We start from the raw sequence: 18,641 nt of genomic DNA on the forward strand, positions 1-18,641 counted from the left end.
TGCCGCCGGGGCCGGGGGGGGGCGCGGCCCCGGCCCCCGACGACCCCGGCCGGGCCGCGACAGGTGACCTACTCGGTGACCGGCACGAAGGCGCCCGGCGACATCATCTCCGTGACCTACGTCGATGCGTCCGGTCGGCGGCGCACCCAGCACAACGTGTACATCCCGTGGTCGATGACCGTCACGCCGATTTCGCAGTCCGACGTGGGCTCCGTCGAGGCGTCCAGCCTCTTCCGCGTCAGCCGGCTGAACTGCTCGATCACCACAAGCGACGGGACGGTCCTTTCGTCGAACAGCAACGACTCACCGCAGACGAGCTGCTGATGGTCGGCAGGTATTCGGCGTACCGCCGCGGGGTGGGGGACGACACCATCTCGCCCGACGTCATCGACCGCATATTGATCGGGGCGTGTGCCGCCGTCTGGCTGGTATTGCTGGGCGTGAGCGTGGCTGCGGCCGTCGCGCTGGCCGACCTGGGGCGGGGCTTTCACAAAGCGGCCAACGGTACGCACAGCACCTCCTGGGTGTTGTACGCCGTGATCATCGTGTCCGCGCTGATCATCGCCGGGGCTATCCCGATGCTGTTGCGGGCCCGCCGGATGGCCCAGACCGAGCCGGCCGCCCGGGGGATGACCTCGCCCAACCGGCCCCCCGTGCGCCTTATGTCCCAGGCGCCGCGCACCGCGGCCGATCGGGCGAGACAACCCCGGGTGCAGGCGCCGGTACAGACGGCCGACTCCGGATGGTCGGGTGAGGCGGTCGATCGGGTGTGGTTGCGCGGCACCGTGCTATTGCTGACCGCGATCGGCGCCGCGCTGGTCGCGGTGGCCACGGCGACCTACCTGATGGCCGTGGGCCACGACGGCCCCGCCTGGGTCGCATACGTGGTCGCGGGCGTCGTCACCGCGGGGATGCCGGTGATCGAGTGGCTGCATGTTCGCCTACTGCGCCGCGCCGTCGCCGAGCAGTAGGCCCTACGACGCTTTGGCGTACCTGCGAACCAGTTCGTCCTCACCGAACGTGCTCGTGTGCTGCGTGCCGTTGTCGTCGCGGCCGAAGAACGTCCAGCGCCGGGGAGTCGTCTGCGGCCCGCTGATCATCTTGACGGTGTAGCGCAGCTTCGTGGGACGCAGCGTGCCGATGATGTCACCGACCCGGATCTTCGAAGGATGGATCTCCGGGGCGTCATTCCAGTCCTCTGTCGCCATTACGCCCATCCTCATCGTGTAAACCCCCCGCTCACCCGGACAGCGCCACGGTCAGGCCCTCGCCACTGTAGTGCACCCACCGAGCCAGGGCGGCCCACCCGGCCCCGGGCCGCCCCGTGGCTGGCGGTGGCGTAGCGTTAGCTGCGAGCCGTTTCATTGTCAGCGGTGGTCCGCAGCTACCCAAGCGAGTGCGACCCACGGCAATGCGATTCCTCCGTCCGCCCGGGCTAGCCGGCGCGAACGACGCCGACGTGAAGGGATCCGCTTGTGGTTGTCGCGAATCTGCCTGGCCGCCGGGCCGCCGGATGACCGAATTGTTCGAACGCCGACGCCGAGTCAATCCCGTCCGGCTGTCGGTTTGTCGTGAACTCGGCCGCCCCATCGACGGCGCGTGGTGGCCGCGCGCAGACCGCATCACCAACGAATTGCCCGAGCTGGTCGCCCTCCTGACCCCCTTGCTGGGCGACATCAACGCGATCAATGTCAACTGGCCACCACTGCAGCGACCACCCGACTTGAACTGGTCAGGATGGGAACGAAAGCGCCAGCATGTGATGACAATCGTCGGGGGCGACGCACGCGTGAACCTGCTCGTCATCCCCTACGCGACCTACAGCGCGCTCGCCCTGATGGTGCTGCGCTGCGCGGCCGACCTACCCGTCGAAGCGCGCGACCAGACGAAGCCGGCGTTCTTGGCTGCCGGCTCGATCCTGCGGGCGGCCCAGCAACAATGCGCCACGGCCTGCACCGAACCAGCGCGAAGCTAGTGGTGCTCGCCGTTCTTGCCGTTCGAGCCGACGGTGCTTTCCTGGTGCTCGCGCAGGGCGGTGAGGGCACGTTGCTCTGAGCCGTGTGCAGCCTCGCGCAGCGCCGCATCCTCCGACGCCGGGTCGGCGAACAGGAAGCTGCCGCTACCCGGTGAACCGGCCGAGCCAAGCTTGTTCATCCGCTTGGGCAGCGCCGCGCCCTGGTACTCGAGCGGGAGCGGGTGGCCGTGGTCGTCGACCGGTCCGAGCGGCTGATGCAGCTCGATGTAAGCGCCGTGCGGCAGCCGCTTGATGATCCCCGTCTCGATGCCGTGTGCGAGCACCTCCCGGTCGCTGCGCTGCAGCGCAACGCACCACCGGTAGGCGATGAAGTAGACCACCGGCGGGAGGACGACCATCCCGATGCGGCCGATCCAGGTCGTCGCGTTCAGCGAGATCTGGAACTTCAAGGCGATGATGTCGTTCATCGCCGCCAGCGTCAGCAACATGTAGAACGAGATCGCCATGGCACCGATGGCCGTGCGCACCGGGGCGTCACGTGGCCGTTGCAACAGGTTGTGGTGGGCGCGGTCGCCGCTGAATCGCTTCTCCAGGAAGGGATAGACGATCAGCAGGACGAAGATCAATCCCATCAGGAGGGCCACCCACACGGCGGCGGGAACGGTGTGGTGCCAGAAGTAGAACTCCCACGGCGGCCAGATACGCGCCAGGCCCTCGGTCCACATCATGTAGAAGTCGGGCTGCGAGCCGGCCGAGACGTGAGATGGCTTGTAGGGGCCGAGGTTCCAGATCGGGTTGATCTGCAGCAGCCCGCCCATCAGGCCGAGCACCCCGACGATCGCGGCGAAGAACGCGCCGGACTTGACCGCGAAGATCGGCATGACGCGCACACCGACGACGTTCTGCTCGGTGCGGCCCGGGCCGGGGAACTGGGTGTGCTTCTGGAACCACACCATCGCCAGATGCAGCCCGATCAGCGCCAGGATGATCCCCGGAATCAGCAGGATGTGCAGGGCGTACATTCGCGGGATGATGTAGCCCGCGGTCGCGCACTCGTTACCCACACCGCCGCAGGGGAAGTCGCCGCCGAACAGCGCCCAGTGCAGCCAGGTGCCGATCACCGGCATTCCCAACGTGATCGAGGAGAGCGCGGCGCGCAGCCCGATACCCGACAGCAGGTCGTCGGGCAGCGAGTAGCCGAAATACCCCTCGAACATGGCCAGGATCAGCAGCAGCGAACCGATGACCCAGTTGGCCTCGCGGGGCCGGCGGAACGCGCCGGTGAAGAAGATTCGTGCCAGGTGCACCATGATCGACGCCGCGAAAATCAGTGCGGCCCAGTGGTGTACCTGCCGGACGAACAGGCCGCCGCGCACCTCGAACGAGATGTCGAGGGTCGAGGCGAAGGCTTTGGACATGTCGACGCCACGCAGCGGCTGGTAGGCGCCGTTGTAGGTGATCTCGGCCATGGACGGGTCGAAGAACAGCGTCAGGTACACGCCGGTGAGCAGCAGCACGATGAAGCTGTACATCGCGATCTCACCCAGCAGGAACGACCAGTGCGTCGGGAAGACCTTGTTGAGCTGCCGGCGTACCGCCGCCGAGGGGTGATAGCGCGTGTCGATGTCTTCACCCTGACGGGCCAAGACGTCGCCGATCTTGGGCGGTTTCGGGGGACTCAGTTTCGGACTCATGTTGTCGTCCTCTCCCAGAATGCCGGTCCGACGGGCTCGACGAAGTCACCGTTGGCGACTAGATACCCGTTGGTGTCGATCGTGATGGGCAGTTGCGCCAGCGCGCGGGCGGCCGGGCCGAAGATCGGCTTGGCGAAGTGCAGGGCGTCGAACTGCGACTGGTGACAGGGGCACAGGATTCGGTAGGACTGCTCCTCGAAAAGCGATGCGGGGCAACCCAGGTGCGAGCAGACCTTGGTGTAGGCGAACAGCTCGCCGTAGTTGAAGCTCTCCTGGCCCTGGCGCTTGACCACCCGGGGCATGTCGGACGGCCGCACGCGGATGAGCATGACCGGGTTTCGGACGCCCTGGTTGATGGCGCGCAGCTTTTCCTGTGATTCCGGCGTGGTGCCGTCGCCGTCGGATTCGCGCCAGGGGAATACCGTCTCCATGCCGCCGGCGTCGAGGTCCTCGGGGCGCATCTTGACGAACGGTGATGCACCGGCGGAGCCGGTTGCCCGCGCGAGGAAGATGGTCTCGCCCGCATACCGCGGTGTCCAACCGGACGTCCACAGCACGGCCTTCTTCCCATCGGCGCTGGGCACCACCGGTTTCCACGGGTTCTTGATCAGACCGCCGGCAAACGCCACCAGCGTCGACAGACCGAACGCGCCCAGGCCCAGTCCCAGGGAAAGCCCAATCACCTTGCGCCGCCGGACGGTTGAGCCATCAAGGGCGTCGGTCAGGTTCGCCACCACCGTCTTGCGGTCGATGTCGCGCGAGGCCCCGTCATGCCGCTCCTGGATCGAAATCTCTTCCGGGATAAACCTTTTCTGGTACAGGATGGTGCCGATGGCGATCGACAGGATCGACATCCCGAAGGTCAGCCCGTAGAGCGGGGTGGCCAGGTCGTACAGCAGGCTGCCGGGGGCGTCCTTCGGCTTGTACTCCCACGGCCAGAACAGGAAGACCAGCAACAGCGCCAACCCGAAACCACCGCCGAGCAAGAGCCACAGCGCGACTCCGCGTTCGGCGCGCTTCTCGGCTTTGGTGCCCTCGACGGGCCAGCGGGGTTCCTTGACGATCGTCTCGACGCCGTCGAGCTTGCCGCCCAGCGTCACCAGCTCGTGCTGGGACATCGCGGCCAGGGCCGCCTCGTCGGGTTCGTTCGGCGCGGCGCCCTTGTCGGTGTCGGAGCCGGCTACGGCATTGGTGTCGCTCATGATGCTCGTGCCCCAATCCACAGTGCCAAACCGATGGCGGCGACCATCCCGATGATCCACGCGGCCATGCCCTCGGGCGCGGGCCCGAATCCACCGAGGCCGTAGCCGCCGGGCTGGCGCTCTTCAGTGACCGACTTGATGTAGCCGATGATGTCCTTCTTGGCTTCGAAGGACAGCTGACGGTCGGAGAACTTCGGCATGTTCTGCGGGCCGGTCCGCATGGCCGCCAGGATCTGCTGCTCGTTGGGCGCCTCGAGGGCCGGCGCGTACTTGCCCGACGACAGCGCCCCTCCCTTGCCGGTGAAGTTGTGGCAGGAGGAGCAGTTCAGCCGGAACAGGTCGCCGCCGCGGCCCAGGTCGTCACCGCGCAGCGACTTCATCGCCAAGCTGCCGTCCGGGTTGCGCACGGTCGTCGGACCGCCGCCGTTGGCCTGCACGTACGCGCCCAGCGCGTCGACCTGCGCCTCGTCGAAGATCGGCTCCTTGCGCGGCGCCTGGGCCTCGCCGGTCATCGCAGGCATGCGGCCGGTGGAGACCTGGAAGTAGACGGCCTCCTCGCCGACGCCGATCAGGCTGGGCCCGCGGTCGGGCACGCCCTGCAGGTTCGCGCCGTGACACGACACGCACGACGTGTCGAACAGCTGCTTGCCGGTCCGCAGCAGCGCCGAGGACGACTCGTCGGCGACGGCCACTTGCGGGCGCGGCGTCAGCACGGCGGCCAGGCCGCCGGCGATGGTCAGCGCGATCAGCAGCAACAGCCCGCCGGACAGGCGGCGGCGCAGCCGCCGCCTCGAGCGGTCGCGCTGCCCTTGACGCGGCTTCCGGTTTCGCATGGACCCCAGCTTCTTCAACCGAGAACTCCTGTTCATTCCAGTATTCGGAGCCGCCGGCTCATCGGATGAAATAGATCACGGTGAACAGCGCGATCCACACGATGTCGACGAAATGCCAGTAGTAAGAGACGACGATGCTCGCGGTGGCCTGCGCCGGGGTGAACTTGCTCATCGCGGTGCGGGCCAGCAAGAAGATGAAGGCGATCAGACCGCCGGTGACGTGCAGGCCGTGGAAACCGGTCGCCAGGTAGAACACGCTGCCGTAGGCGCTGCCGGGAATCGTGGTGCCGTGCGTGGCCAGGTGGAAGTACTCGTAGCCCTGCCCGCAAACGAAGAACAGGCCCATCAGGAAGGTGATCACGTACCAGCGGCGCAGCCCGAAGACGTCGCCGCGTTCGGCCGCGAACACACCCATTTGGCAGGTGAACGACGACGCGATCAGCACGAGCGTCACCGGGACGGCCTGATAGAGGTTCAGTTCGGTCGGCGGTGGCGGCCACTTGCCGCCGGACTGCGCACGCGCGGTGAAGTACATCGCGAACAGGCCAGCAAAGAACATCAGCTCGCTGGAGAGCCAAACGATGGTGCCGACACTGACCATGTTCGGTCGATTCAACGAATGAACGCGCGACGTGATTGCAGTACCTGAGGTCCCTACAGCGCTGGTCACATCCGCAAGTATGACGCTTTGTAGTTGATTAACTCCACCCGGGGCGGCATTTCATCTTTTCGCGTCGCGGCGCCGGCCGGAGCGGGCGGGACTCCGCGCCGGTTGGGGCAGGTCGGGTCCGCGTGGGACCATCGGCGCGTGGCTCTGTCATCTGAGGCTTCCACTGGCGGGTCCGCCGCTCGACCGGCCGGGGCGGCACCCTCGTGGCCTGGGGTTCTGGCCCGGTTGATGGGCGGTCAGGATCTGGCGCGCGGCCATGCCGCCTGGGCCATGGATCAGATCATGGCGGGCGACGCGAGCCCGGCGCAGGTCGCATCGTTTGCGGTGTCGATGCAGATGAAGGTCCCGACCTCGGCCGAGGTCAGCGAGTTGGCCGACGTCATGCTGGGCCACGCGCGCACGATGCCCGCGATGCGCGACGACAGCGTGGACATCGTCGGGACCGGTGGCGACGGCGTCAACACCGTCAACCTCTCCACCATGGCGGCGATCGTGGTCGCGGCCGCCGGCGTGCCGGTGGTCAAACACGGCAACCGCGCGGCATCGTCGTTGTCCGGCGGTGCCGACACGCTGGAGGCGCTCGGCGTGCGTATCGACCTCGAACCCGAGCAGGTGGCGCAGAGCCTGACCGAGGTGGGCATCGGGTTCTGCTTCGCGCCGCTGTTCCACCCGTCGTACCGGCACGCGTCGGTGGTGCGCCGCGAGATCGGCGTGCCGACGGTGTTCAATCTCCTTGGACCCCTTACCAATCCGGCTAGGCCGCGGGCCGGCCTGATCGGCTGCGCGTTCGCCGACCTCGCCGAGGTGATGGCGGGGGTCTTCGCCGCGCGCCGGTCCAGCGTGCTGGTGGTGCACGGCGACGACGGACTTGACGAGTTGACGACGACCACCACCAGCACGATTTGGCGGGTGCAGGCCGGGACGGTGGACAAGCTGACGTTCGATCCGGCCGGATTCGGTTTTGCCCGAGCCGATCTCGACGATCTGTTGGGCGGCGACGCGCAAGCCAACGCGGCGGAGGTGCGCGCGGTGCTGGCCGGTGACAAGGGCCCGGTCCGGGACGCCGTAGTGCTCAACGCCGCCGGGGCGATCGTGGCCCACGCCGGCCTATCCAGCCGCGCTGAATGGTTGCCGGCGTGGGAGGACGGGTTGCAGCGCGCCGCCGCGGCGATCGACTCCGGTGCGGCCGAACAGGTGCTCGCGCGATGGGTGCGGTTCAGCCAGCAGGTCTGAGTCGTGTTGGGCCGCTTGTGCCGAGGTCTGTTCATAGGCCAGCCGCGCCGAACGCGCCGAGGCGCCCCAGGCCGCCCACGCGCCGGCCGAGCGCAGTGGTGAAGCCCAGCCGGTGGCGTCGGCGGATTCATCGACCCGAACGATGCGAACCCCGGGGCCTGCCAGCCACCGCGTGATGAGCGCGGATTCCTCCACCAGCGCACCGCCCAGCGGGGCCGCGACGGGCAAGATCGCCTGTGCCCCAGCCGCAATGGCGTCGACCACCGGCATCGGGGGCACCCCGCGCCTGGCGGTGCCGGCTGCGGCGAGCTGACCGTGCCGGACGACGGCGAGGTGGTAACCACCGTCCCCGTCGGGCGCGGCGGCGATCAGCTCGGGCAGCGTGGCCAGGGCGCGCAACCGCTGGCCGCGCCACAGGATCTCGACGGCGGTGGCGGTGCGGTCGCGCAGGCGCGCGGCGCTTTCGAAATTGCGGCGCTCGGCCAGCGCCGTGACCTGATCCACGGCGGCCACCAGGGCGGCGTTCTCCATCCCGTCGATCAACGCGGCGACGCGCGCCACGGCCGCCGCGTATTGCGTGGCCGTGATGCCGCGCGCCGCGGGACACGGCGAGACCTCGGCCTCGGGGCAGGCCGGCCCGTGCAGGACCGAGCGGCCCAGCCGGGCCGTGCAGGTCCGAAGGCCGGTGAAGCGCGCCATCAGCGCGGCCGTGTCGGCGGCGTCGGCGCGCGACCGAAACGGGCCGACGGCGCGGTCGTGGCGCGGTGCCCGGACCACCGCGAGCCGCGGGAACGCCTCGTCGGACAGGGCCACCCACCACCAGCGGTGCGGGAACCGGGAACGGCGGTTGTAGGGCGGGGCGTGCGCGGCCAGCAGTCGCAGCTCGTGGACGCCGGCCTCCAGCGCGTGAGCGCACTCCACGTGGTCGACCGCGGTGGCCAGATTGACCATCTCCTTCATCCGGCCGCGTGGGTCGGCGCCGGTGAAGTACTGCCCGACCCGGCGGCGCAGGTCGACGGCGGTGCCCACGTAGAGCACCTCGCCCGACGGCCCGCGAAACAGGTAGACCCCCGGGCGGTGGGGCAGACCTTCGGCGAGGACCCGCTTGCGCCGCTGGGCCGGCGTCACGTCCGGCAGGTAGGAGCGCAGGTCGGCGTAGGTGTGCACCCCCTGGTTGCCCACCCGCTCGATGAGCGCGTGCAGCACGTCGACGGTGGCGCGGGCGTCGTCCAGCGCGCGGTGCGTGGGCTGGGTGGCGACGGCAAAGAGCCGCGCCAGCGCGGCCAGCCGCACCGTGGGGGCTTCCTCGCGGCTGAGCACCCGGCGGGCCAGCCGCACCGTGCACAGGACCTTCGGCCGGGGCCAGGGGATGTCGCACCGCGCCGCGGCGGCACGCAGAAATCCCACATCGAACCCGGCGTTGTGGGCCACCAGCACTGTCCCGTGGTCGAAACCCGCGAATTCGAGGAACATCGGCAACACCGCGTCGATTGTCGGAGCGTCGGACACCATCGCGGTGGTGATGCCGGTCAGCTGCACGATCTGGGGCGGGATGCTGCGCTCCGGGTCGACGAGCGTGGCGAACTCGCCGAGCACGGCGCCGCCGCGGACCTTGACCGCTCCGATCTCAGTGATGGCGTCGGGCGCGTTTCCGTCGGTGCCTTTCGTGCGTCCGCCCGTGGTCTCCAGGTCCACCACCACGAAGGTTGTGTCGCGCAACGTGACGTCGGCGGTGGCGAAGGATGACCCCAAGTCGGTGAAACTGAGCTGAGTCGCATCACCGGCACCCATGGCCGCGACGTTAAGCGGGTCCACCGACACCCGCGCGGTTCCCACGCCGAGCAAACCGAACCCGTTCGCCAGGCGAAACGCGGTGCCGGCGGGTTGTCGGTGGGTGTGGTTACCGTGCGGAGAGTCCGACCTGAGTTCGCCAAGCCTGACCGAGAGGACCGATCCCGATGGCACGAAGCAGTGGGCCCGACAGCGACGGCACGACGGTGCCGGACGCGGGGGCGCCGGTGGTGATCGATTGCGACGACTGCGCGGTGCGCGGACCGGGATGCCGCGATTGCGTAGTCAGCGTGTTACTCGGGGTCCCGGGAACTTTGTTGGAGGACGAATGCGCTGCGTTGGCGGTGCTCGCCGATGTAGGCCTGGCACCGCGATTACGGTTAGTGCCTATCCGCCGCGAACGCGATTCGGGCGTCGCCTAAGATGCTTTGTGTGCCAAAGGTTTACGAGGGAGTCAGCATCGTCCACATGATAATGACAGAAATCTATCCAAATTCTTAACCCCCCGCTTTGGACAAACGCCGATATCGTTTCGTAACCTGTCTGAGACCTAAACCAGCTCGACGGCGCCTGGTCGTCAATGGCCCGTTTAAGGAAGCAAAATCTTGAGGCTTGACTCTAGATACCCGTTTGTGCGTGTCGTCACGCGATTTGCCATCGGGACGCTAGCGGGCTTCACAGTCTTATCGGGTGCCCTCGCGGCGAACGTCTCGGCCGACCCGGCCGGTGATGCGCTGGCCAAACTCAACGAGTTGTCACGCCAGGCCGAGCAGACCACCGAGGCGATGCACAGCGCGCAGCTCGACCTGAACGACAAGCTGGTGGCCCAGCGCGCGGCGGACAAGAAGCACGACGACGCCCTGGCCGCCGTCGATGCGGCCAAGGCTCGCCTGGCGTCGTTCCAGGGTGCCGTGAACAAGCTTGCCGCCGCGACCTACATGGGCGGCCGCGTCGACGGCATGACGGCCATGTTGACCGCCGGATCGCCGCAAGGGCTGATCGACAAGCTGGCCATGCAGCGGCTGATGGCGACCCAGATGGCCGACCAGATGACGAGTTTCCGGGCCGCGGGCGAGCAGGCCGCCAAGGCCGAGCGGGAGGCCGCCAAGTCCGCCGCCGACGCGAAGAGCGCGGCCGAGCAGGCCGCCGCGGTGCGAGCGAGCCTGCAGTCCAAGCAAAGTCAGTTGCAGGTGCAGATCGCGGTCGTCAAGTCGCAGTACGTGTCCTTGTCGCCCGAGCAGCGCACCGCGCTCGCCGATCCCGGCCCCGTCCCGGCGGGTCTCCCGGCGCCCGGCGCCCCCGCGCCCGAGGCGGCGCCGCCCGGCGCGCCGCAGGGACCCGGTGAGGCTCCGCCTCCCGGCGGAATGCCCGGACCGTTCGGTGGCGGGGTCGGTGGCGGTGACCGCGGGACCGTCGTGCAGGCGGCGTTGACGCAGGTCGGTTCACCGTACGTCTGGGGTGGCGCCGCGCCGGGCGGGTTCGACTGCTCCGGCCTGGTGATGTGGGCGTTCCAGCAGGCCGGTATCTCGCTGCCGCACTCCAGCCAGGCGCAGGCTCAAGGCGGTCAGCCGGTGTCGTTGTCGGACCTGCAGCCCGGCGACGTGGTCACCTTCTATAACGACGCGTCACACAGCGGCCTCTACGTCGGTGACGGCATGGTGATCCATTCCTCGACCTACGGCCAGCCGGTGCGCGTGGTGCCGATGAATGCCGCAGGCCCGATCCACGACGCCCGCCGCTACTAGCGGACCAGGCGCCCGGCGCGGGCGGCTGACGCTGCTGCTGGCCTGGGTCTTCCTTGTCGAGCTCGTCGTCGCCGCGGCGGTCCCGCTGGACGCGGGACGCGGCGGCGGCACGCGACCCCCGCAGCTGATCACGCCCGCACGCAGCCAGGTCAGCGCCGCGACGAAGTCGCTGGTCGTCGGTGACCGCACCGTTCGGCTGCTCGGCCTCGGCGGTCCGGCCGGCGACCGGCTGCTGTCCCGGGTGGCGTCCGGCATCGGCGCGGCGATCAACGCGGTCGAGGCGTTCTGGGGCTTGGACTGGTCGCGCGACATATCGGTGGTCGCCGCCCACACCGACGAGGAGTTCCGCGCGGCCGCCGGTGGCGGTCCGGCGGCGCAGTGGGCGGACATCGCGGCGGTGACGGTCGCCGACCGCGTCGATCCGGTGCACCGGGTGGTCATCGGTGAGCGGATCGTCTTCGCGCCCGGCGCGGCCAACATGACCGAGGGTGCGCTGCGAATCGTGTTGACGCACGAGCTTTTTCACTACGCGGCCCGCGCGGACACCGCCGCGGATGCGCCCCGGTGGCTGACCGAGGGCGTGGCCGATTTCGTCGGCCGGCCACGGACTCCGGTGCCCCTCGACGCGCTGCCGGTCCCGCTGGCGCTGCCCTCGGACGCCGACCTGGACGCACCGGGCTCGCAGCGTTCGTTGGCGTACGACCGCGCCTGGTGGTTCGCGCGCTTCGTCGCGGACACCTTCGGGACGGCCAAGCTGCACGACCTGTATCTGGCCGTCTGCGGTGCCGGGCACACCGACGTGCCCTCCGCCGCGCACGACGTGCTGGCCACCGACTCGCCCGGCCTGCTCGCGCGCTGGCACGAGTGGCTCACCCGCGCCGGCTGAGGAGATGCCCCGCACGGCCCGCGCGCGCGTCAGGCTAGCCTGACGCAGTGAGTCGGGTCCTGCTGGTAACCAACGACTTTCCGCCCCGGCCGGGCGGCATCCAGTCCTACCTGAGCGACTTCGTCGGGCACCTCGTCGATGCCGGGTTGCATTCGATGACGGTGTACGCGCCGCAATGGAAGGGTGCCGAGGCCTTCGACCATGCGGCCGAGGCGGCGGGCTACCGGGTGGTCCGTCATCCCGGCACGTTGATGTTGCCCGGCCCGGCGGTGGACGCCCGGATGCGCCGGCTGATCGCCGACAACGGCATCGACACCGTCTGGTTCGGCGCGGCCGCGCCGCTGGCGCTGCTGGCGCAGCGGGCCCGGCAGGCGGGGGCGACCCGGGTGGTGGCCAGCACGCACGGTCACGAAGTGGGCTGGTCGATGCTCCCCGTCGCGCGGTCGGTGCTGCGTCGCATCGGCGACACCACCGACGTCGTCACGTTCGTCAGCCGCTACACCCGCGCCCGGTTCGCGCCGGCCTTCGGGCCCAACGCGTCGCTGGAATACCTGCCGCCCGGGGTCAACACCGACCGGTTCCGGCCCGACCCGGCGGCCGGCGCCGCGCTGCGCGACCGGTATCGGCTGGGGGAGCGGCCCACGGTCGTGTGCGTGTCCCGGCTGGTCCCGCGCAAGGGTCAGGACATGCTGATCAAGGCGCTGCCGTCGATCCGGCAGCGCGTCGATGGTGCCGCCCTGGTCATCGTCGGCGGCGGTCCCTACCTGGAATCGCTGCACAAGCTCGCCCGCGAGTGCGGGATGAGCGAGCATGTGACTTTCACCGGCGGCGTACCGGCCGCCGAGCTGCCCGCCCACCACGCGCTGGCCGACGTCTTCGCGATGCCGTGCCGCACCCGCGGCGCCGGCATGGACGTCGAGGGCTTGGGCATCGTCTTCCTCGAGGCCTCGGCGACCGGCAAGCCGGTGATCGCCGGCGACTCCGGCGGGGCTCCAGAAGCCGTGCAGCACAACAAGACTGGATTAGTAGTCGATGGGCGCTCGCTGAGCGCCGTCGCCGACGCCGTCACCGAGTTGCTCGGCGACCGGGACCGGGCCGCCGCCATGGGCGAGGCCGGGCGGGAGTGGGTGACGGCCCACTGGCGGTGGGACACCCTCGCTGCACGGCTGGCCGAAATCCTCGGCGGCTGACGGCTCGAGCGTCACGCTGGCCTGACGCTCGCAGGAGGGCGGTGCCCTGGCGTGACGCTCGGCCGCGGAGGCGTGACGGCGGGCCGCTAATCCTTCTCGTAGATCCAGTCGATGTCGGAGGCGAACTTCTCGGCGACCACGTTGCGCTTGACCTTCATCGTCGGTGTCAGCTCGCCGGTGTCCTCGGTGAAGTCGACCGGCAGGATGCGGAATTTGCGGATCGACTCGGCGTGCGACACCGCCTGGTTGGCGTGCTTGACGGCGGCGTCCACCTCGGCGACCAGGTCCGGGTCGCCGGCCAGATCGGCAACCGACGCGCCGGCCGCCTTGTGGTTGCGCTCCTTCCACGCTTCGAACGCCTCGGGGTCGATGGTGATCAGCGCGCCGATGAACGGCTTGGCGTCGCCCACCACCATGGCCTGGCTGATCAGCGCGTGCGCCCGCAGTTGGTCCTCGAGCACGGCCGGGGCGACGTTCTTACCGCCGGCGGTGACGATGATCTCCTTCTTGCGGCCGGTGATCCTCAGGAAGCCGTCCTCGTCGAGCGCGCCGAGATCGCCGGTCTTGAACCAGCCGTCGGTGAACGCGTCGTTGGTGGCCTGCTCGTTGCGCCAGTAGCCGCTGAACACCACGCCGCCCCGGACCAGAAGCTCGCCGTCTTCGGCGATGCGCATGCTGTTGCCCGGCAACAGCGTTCCGACCGTCCCGATCCTGACGTTGCCGACCTGGTTGACCGTGATGGCGGAGCTGGTCTCGGTCAGGCCGTAGCCCTCGTGGATGGTCAGGCCGACGCCCCGGTAGAAGTGGCCCAGCCGCGCACCCAGCGGCGCGCCGCCCGAGACGGACGCGTGGCATTCACCGCCCAGCGCGGCGCGCAGCTTGTGATAGACCAGCCGGTCGAACAACGCATGCTTGGCGCGCAGCACCAGCCCCGGCCGCCCGCCGTCCTGCGCCTGGCTCCAGTCGACCGCGGTTTGCACGGCGGCCGCGAAGATCCGGCCCTTGCCGTCGTTGACCGCGTTCTGTTCGGCGGTGTTGTAGACCTTCTCGAACACCCGGGGCACCGACACCACCACCGTCGGCTTGAACACGGCGAACATCGGCAGCAGGTTCTTGATGTCGCTGGTGAACCCGACGGTCACCTTGTTGGCGAATGCCGAGAGCGTCAGCGAGCGCGCCAGCACGTGGGCCAGCGGCAGGAAGATCAGCAGCCGCTGCCCCTCGTGCAGCAGCGTCGGCAGGCACTCCTTGGCGCCGCGGGTCTCGTACAGCAGGTTGGAATGGGTGAGCTGGCAGCCCTTGGGCCGTCCGGTGGTGCCCGAGGTGTAGATGAGCGTCGCCGGGTCGTCGGCGCGCAGCGCCTCCTGGCGGGCGGTGAGTTCGGCGGGCTCGACCGAGGCGCTGGCCTCGGCGAGCTGGTCGAGCGCCTTGGGACCCGAGCCGTCGATGTGCAGCACGCGGCGCAGGGCGGGCAGGTCGGCGGTGAGTTCGGTGACCATCGCGGCGTGCGCGTCGGTTTCGGCGAAGGCGACCACCGCCTCGGAGTCCTGCAGCACCCAGCGCACCTGCTCGGCCGACGACGTCTCGTAGATCGGCACGGTGACCGCGCCGACGGACAGGATTGCCAGGTCGATGATCGCCCACTCGTAGCGGGTGGCCGAGAAGATGGAGACCCGGTCGCCGGCCTGGACGCCGAGCGCGATCAGACCCAGCGCCGCGGAGCGAACCTGTTCGGCCACCTCCGCGCAGGTGACATCGGTCCATTCGCCGTCGACCTGACGCCGGAAGATGACGAAGCCGGGATCTGATCGCTCGTGCTCGAAGACCATGGCCGCGATGTTGTCGTGCTCGCCGACGGAGAAGCGGGCGGGGACACTGTACTCACGCACTCTTACTGACCTCGTTTTGGCTTGGGTGACGTTCCGGGGGCCGGCTTGTTGCCGTCCAGCCTAATCCGCGCGTTCGCGCAGGAACGGTGGCAGTCGCCGGGCCAGGGCGCGGGTGTGTGAAGCTGGGGTAGTGAACAGCATCCAGATCGCCGACGAGACGTTCGTCGCCGCCGACGGTGCGCGGGTCGGCGCCGCGGTCGCCGATCCGTCGAGCTGGCGCCGGTGGTGGCCGGACCTGCGGCTGCAGGTCGTCGAGGAGCGCGGCGACAAGGGGATCCGCTGGGCGGTCACCGGCGCGCTGACCGGAACCATGGAGATCTGGCTGGAGCCGTCGCTGGACGGGGTGGTGCTGCATTACTTCCTGCACGCCGAACCGTCCGGGGTGGCGGCCTGGCAGTTGGCCAAGCTGAATCTCGCGAAAATGACGCACCGCCGTCGGGTGGCGGGAAAGAAAATGGCCTTCGAGGTCAAGACGACACTGGAACGGTCGCGTCCGGTCGGAGTTTCTCCGGTAGTTTAGCCGGGTCAGGTTTGCGGGGAGAGTACCGTTTCGGACCGGAGGCCCGGGGGTTAGACCCGCACGGTAGTTTCCCCGCCGGCGGCGTCGACCGCTTGCGGGAGAGAGGGCAGCACCAGGTGGCGGAGAAGACGTCGCAGACCATTTACATCGACGCCGACCCGGGCACGGTGATGGGCGTCATCGCGGATATCGATTCCTACCCGCAGTGGATCTCGGAATACCGGGAAGCCGAGGTGCAGGAGACAGACGCCGACGGCTATCCCAAAGTCGCGCGGGTGGTGCTGGACGCCGCCGTGCTCAAGGACACGATGGTCATTTCCTACCAGTGGCCCAAGGACCGGCAGTCGGTCAGTTGGACCCTGGTCTCCAGCTCGCTGCTGCGTTCGCTGGAGGGCACATATCGATTGGCGCCCAAGGGATCTGGCACCGAGGTCACCTACGAGCTCTCGGTTGACCTCGCCGTTCCCATGATCGGTCTGCTCAAGCGCAAGGCCGAGCGCCGGTTGACCGACACCGCGTTGAAGGATCTGAAGAAACGAGTCGAGGGCTGAGTGAGTCCAGCGAATCGCGGGCGCCCACCCCGGCCCGAATCAGCCTCTTCGTTGGCAAGGGCGGGGTAGGAAAGTCCACGCTGGCCTGTGCGACGGCGGTCGGTGCCGCAAGCGCGGGGCAGCGAGTGCTGGTGGTGTCGACCGATCAGGCGCATTCACTCGGCGACGTGCTCGGTGTCCCCGTCCCGCCCAGCCCGGGCGAACTGGTTCGCGTGCTTGCCGATGACGAGCAGGCCGGTGGTGGCTTCCTCGACGCGCTCGCCCTGGACACCCTGGCCCTGCTCGAGCTTCGCTGGCGCGAGGTCGTCGACACGCTGGATCGTCGGTTTCCCGATACCGAGCTGAGTACCATTGCCCCCGAAGAACTTTCGGCGCTGCCGGGTGTTCAGGAAGTGCTCGGGCTGCACGCCGTCGGCGAGCTGGCCGTCTCCGGGCGCTGGGATCGCATCGTCGTCGACTGCGCCTCGACCGCCGACGCGCTGCGGATGTTGACCTTGCCCGCCACCTTCGGGCTCTATGTCGAACGCGCGTGGCCGCGGCATCGGCGGCTGTCCGTCGGCGCCGACGACTCCCGCTCGGCGGCGATGGTGGAGCTGCTGGAGCGCATCGGCGCCAGCGTCGAGACGCTCAACACCCTGCTGACCGACGGCGAATTGGTCGGCGCGCACTTGGTATTGACGCCGGAGCGGGTCGTCGCTGCGGAGGCGGCCAGGACGCTGGGTTCGCTGGCATTGATGGGGGTGCGCGTCGAGGAACTGATCGTCAACCAGGTTCTGACCGAAGACGCATCTTACGAATACCGCAACCTGCCGGAGCACCCCGCGTTTTACTGGTACGCCGAACGCATTTCCGAACAACGTGGTGTTCTCGACGAACTCGACGCCACCATTGGTGAGGTGGCCCTGGTGTTGACTCCGCACCTGTCCGGGGAGCCGATCGGTCCGAAGGCCCTGGGCGAGTTGCTCGACTCCGCGCGTCGTCGCGGCGGGGCGCCGCCGCCGGGGCCATTGCGGCCGACGGTGGACCTGGAATCCGGAACGGGACTTGGTTCCATTTATCGAATGCGGCTAGCGTTGCCGCAACTCGATCCGTCAACGCTGACGCTGGGGCGCGTTGACGACGACCTGATCGTCAGTGCCGGCGGATTGCGGCGCAGGGTTAGGTTGGCGTCCGTGCTCCGGCGCTGCACGGTGCTGGACGCACAATTGCGGGGTAGCGAGCTGACGGTGCGATTTCGACCAGATCCGGAGGTGTGGCCTAAGTGAGTGGGGCTCATTCGGATATCGGTCCCGAGCTGCGCAGGCTCGCCCAGACAATCCTGGACGGAATCGACCCGGCGGTGCGGACGGCGGCCGCGCTGACGGCGGGCCGCGGAGCCGGGACCGGCAAGTGCCAACAGGTGTGGTGCCCGGTGTGCGCGCTGGCCGCGCTGGCGACCGGTGAGCAGCACCCGCTGATCACCGTTATCGCCGACCACAGCATCGCCCTGCTCGAGGTGATCCGGGCCATGCTCGACGACATCAACGGCGCGGAGAGACCACCGCCCGACGGGCCGCCCGGCCACGGCGCCACCGAGGCGGAGCCTCCCGACTCAGCGACCAGGACCCGGTATCAGCCCATTCCCGTCACCGTCGAGGAGTGACCCCGCTGCGTCGAAGGTGGTCCCTTCCGCATGCGGTGGGTACAGTTGGCGCAGAACACCGGCGGGCGGGCGAGAGGGAGGGCCATGTGGTACTGGCTATTCAAGTACGTACTGCTCGGCCCGTTGCTGGCCTTGCTCGGTCGGCCAAAAGTTGAAGGCCTGGAACACATTCCGAGTTCCGGCCCGGCGATCCTGGCCAGTAATCACCTGGCGGTGATGGACAGCTTCTACCTGCCGCTGGTGGTGCGCCGCCGCATCACCTTCCTGGCGAAGGCCGAATACTTCACGGGGACCGGCCTGAAGGGCTGGTTCCAGCGCTGGTTTTTCACCGCCGTGGGCCAGGTGCCGATCGACCGGACCGACGCCGACAGCGCGCAGGCCGCACTGACCACCGCCGAGCGGCTGCTCTCGTCCGGAAAGCTGCTGGGGATGTACCCCGAAGGCACCCGATCGCCGGACGGCCGGCTGTACAAAGGCAAGACCGGTCTGGCGCGGCTGGCCCTGCACACCGGCGTCCCGGTGATCCCGGTGGCGATGATCGGCACCAACGTCGTCAATCCGCCGGGGACGAACATGTTGCGCTTCGGGCGGGTCACCGTTCGCTTCGGCAAGCCGATGGACTTCTCCCGGTTCGAGGGGTTGGCCGGCAACCGCTTCATCGAGCGGGCCGTCATCGACGAGGTGATCTACGAGCTGATGGGGCTCTCCGGCCAGGAGTACGTCGACATCTACGCCGCCAGCGTCAAGGAAAGCCGCAACGGCGATGGATCGACCGGCGAGGCCGCCCGGATCCCGGAAACCGCCGTCGGTTGATCCGCGG

The 18,641-nt window shown here is 68.9% G+C and carries 19 protein-coding genes and 1 pseudogene; 13 read left to right on the forward strand and 7 right to left on the reverse strand.

Annotated features, from left to right (window positions below; all coding sequences use genetic code 11):
- Both A5750_RS03920 and A5750_RS03925 read left to right on the forward strand, forming a co-directional pair.
- A partial coding sequence (locus tag A5750_RS03920; RefSeq protein ID WP_231989120.1) for an MmpS family transport accessory protein occupies positions 1-324 on the forward strand: 324 nt, incomplete at its 5' end.
- Positions 324-971 carry a DUF2561 family protein gene (locus A5750_RS03925; RefSeq protein WP_066946931.1) on the forward strand — a complete coding sequence of 216 codons (648 nt, stop codon included), beginning with the start codon at positions 324-326 and terminating at the stop codon, positions 969-971. The genes A5750_RS03920 and A5750_RS03925, both read left to right, overlap by 1 nt.
- 3 nt (positions 972-974) lie before the next feature.
- On the opposite strand, the gene A5750_RS03930 is transcribed toward A5750_RS03925, so the two are convergent.
- Positions 975-1,208: a hypothetical protein gene (locus A5750_RS03930; protein ID WP_066946936.1), complete on the reverse strand. Its 234-nt coding sequence runs from the start codon at positions 1,206-1,208 to the stop codon at positions 975-977.
- 305 nt (positions 1,209-1,513) lie between these two features.
- On the opposite strand from A5750_RS03930, the gene A5750_RS03935 reads away from it, so the two are divergent.
- Positions 1,514-1,975, forward strand: a complete 462-nt coding sequence (locus A5750_RS03935; protein ID WP_066946942.1) for a DUF5994 family protein — start codon at positions 1,514-1,516, stop codon at positions 1,973-1,975.
- Here the strand turns inward: A5750_RS03935 and A5750_RS03940 are convergent.
- Genes A5750_RS03940 through A5750_RS03955 form a run of 4 tightly spaced genes read right to left on the reverse strand, consistent with a single transcriptional unit; the run spans position 1,972 to position 6,374 of the window.
- The gene (locus tag A5750_RS03940) at positions 1,972-3,669 is read right to left on the reverse strand and encodes a cytochrome bc complex cytochrome b subunit (protein WP_066946945.1); all 1,698 of its coding nucleotides are present in this window, start codon (positions 3,667-3,669) and stop codon (positions 1,972-1,974) included. The genes A5750_RS03935 and A5750_RS03940 overlap by 4 nt on opposite strands.
- A complete protein-coding gene (locus A5750_RS03945) occupies positions 3,666-4,871 on the reverse strand; it encodes a ubiquinol-cytochrome c reductase iron-sulfur subunit (RefSeq protein ID WP_066946950.1) in 1,206 nt (401 codons plus the stop codon). The genes A5750_RS03940 and A5750_RS03945 overlap by 4 nt, the downstream gene beginning before the upstream one ends.
- The gene (locus tag A5750_RS03950) at positions 4,868-5,722 is read right to left on the reverse strand and encodes a c-type cytochrome (protein ID WP_066946953.1); all 855 of its coding nucleotides are present in this window, start codon (positions 5,720-5,722) and stop codon (positions 4,868-4,870) included. Before A5750_RS03950 ends, A5750_RS03945 begins: the two co-directional genes overlap by 4 nt.
- Before the next feature lie 40 nt (positions 5,723-5,762).
- Positions 5,763-6,374, reverse strand: a complete 612-nt coding sequence (locus A5750_RS03955) for a heme-copper oxidase subunit III (RefSeq protein WP_055401014.1) — start codon at positions 6,372-6,374, stop codon at positions 5,763-5,765.
- A gap of 138 nt (positions 6,375-6,512) precedes the next feature.
- Here A5750_RS03955 and trpD point away from each other — a divergent pair, with 138 nt between their 5' ends.
- Complete coding sequence (trpD, locus tag A5750_RS26250) at positions 6,513-7,607, forward strand: anthranilate phosphoribosyltransferase (RefSeq protein WP_156664262.1); 1,095 nt, start codon at positions 6,513-6,515, stop codon at positions 7,605-7,607.
- Here the strand turns inward: trpD and A5750_RS03960 are convergent.
- A pseudogene (locus A5750_RS03960) lies at positions 7,545-9,398 on the reverse strand (DEDD exonuclease domain-containing protein); the annotation flags it as partial. The gene trpD and the pseudogene A5750_RS03960 overlap by 63 nt on opposite strands.
- Before the next feature lie 167 nt (positions 9,399-9,565).
- On the opposite strand from A5750_RS03960, the gene A5750_RS26255 reads away from it, so the two are divergent.
- From A5750_RS26255 to pimB, 4 genes are all read left to right on the forward strand, one after another.
- Positions 9,566-9,820: a hypothetical protein gene (locus A5750_RS26255; RefSeq protein WP_082948230.1), complete on the forward strand. Its 255-nt coding sequence runs from the start codon at positions 9,566-9,568 to the stop codon at positions 9,818-9,820.
- 183 nt (positions 9,821-10,003) lie between these two features.
- The gene (gene ripC / locus A5750_RS03965; RefSeq protein WP_066946958.1) at positions 10,004-11,143 is read left to right on the forward strand and encodes a peptidoglycan hydrolase RipC; all 1,140 of its coding nucleotides are present in this window, start codon (positions 10,004-10,006) and stop codon (positions 11,141-11,143) included.
- Positions 11,106-12,029: a hypothetical protein gene (locus tag A5750_RS03970; protein ID WP_369817362.1), complete on the forward strand. Its 924-nt coding sequence runs from the start codon at positions 11,106-11,108 to the stop codon at positions 12,027-12,029. Before ripC ends, A5750_RS03970 begins: the two co-directional genes overlap by 38 nt.
- Positions 12,030-12,076: 47 nt before the next feature.
- A complete protein-coding gene (gene pimB, locus A5750_RS03975) occupies positions 12,077-13,219 on the forward strand; it encodes a GDP-mannose-dependent alpha-(1-6)-phosphatidylinositol monomannoside mannosyltransferase (protein WP_066946962.1) in 1,143 nt (380 codons plus the stop codon).
- 86 nt (positions 13,220-13,305) lie between these two features.
- Here pimB and A5750_RS03980 read toward each other — a convergent pair whose 3' ends face one another.
- Entirely contained in the window at positions 13,306-15,108 is a 1,803-nt protein-coding gene (locus A5750_RS03980; RefSeq protein ID WP_066946965.1) for a long-chain fatty acid--CoA ligase, read from the reverse strand.
- A gap of 130 nt (positions 15,109-15,238) precedes the next feature.
- On the opposite strand from A5750_RS03980, the gene A5750_RS03985 reads away from it, so the two are divergent.
- From A5750_RS03985 to A5750_RS04005, 5 genes are all read left to right on the forward strand, one after another.
- The gene (locus A5750_RS03985) at positions 15,239-15,628 is read left to right on the forward strand and encodes a polyketide cyclase / dehydrase and lipid transport (RefSeq protein ID WP_066946969.1); all 390 of its coding nucleotides are present in this window, start codon (positions 15,239-15,241) and stop codon (positions 15,626-15,628) included.
- Between the two features lie 116 nt (positions 15,629-15,744).
- Positions 15,745-16,179, forward strand: a complete 435-nt coding sequence (locus A5750_RS03990; RefSeq protein WP_066946972.1) for an SRPBCC family protein — start codon at positions 15,745-15,747, stop codon at positions 16,177-16,179.
- Positions 16,176-17,444 (forward strand): ArsA family ATPase, encoded by a 1,269-nt coding sequence (locus A5750_RS03995; RefSeq protein ID WP_197505342.1) that lies wholly within the window; start codon positions 16,176-16,178, stop codon positions 17,442-17,444. Before A5750_RS03990 ends, A5750_RS03995 begins: the two co-directional genes overlap by 4 nt.
- Positions 17,441-17,821 (forward strand): hypothetical protein, encoded by a 381-nt coding sequence (locus A5750_RS04000; protein WP_066946982.1) that lies wholly within the window; start codon positions 17,441-17,443, stop codon positions 17,819-17,821. Before A5750_RS03995 ends, A5750_RS04000 begins: the two co-directional genes overlap by 4 nt.
- 84 nt (positions 17,822-17,905) lie before the next feature.
- Positions 17,906-18,634: a 1-acyl-sn-glycerol-3-phosphate acyltransferase gene (locus tag A5750_RS04005; protein ID WP_066946986.1), complete on the forward strand. Its 729-nt coding sequence runs from the start codon at positions 17,906-17,908 to the stop codon at positions 18,632-18,634.
- Positions 18,635-18,641 lie beyond the last annotated feature (7 nt).

The organism is Mycobacterium sp. 852002-51613_SCH5001154 (assembly GCF_001667425.1).
GTDB lineage: Bacteria > Actinomycetota > Actinomycetes > Mycobacteriales > Mycobacteriaceae > Mycobacterium.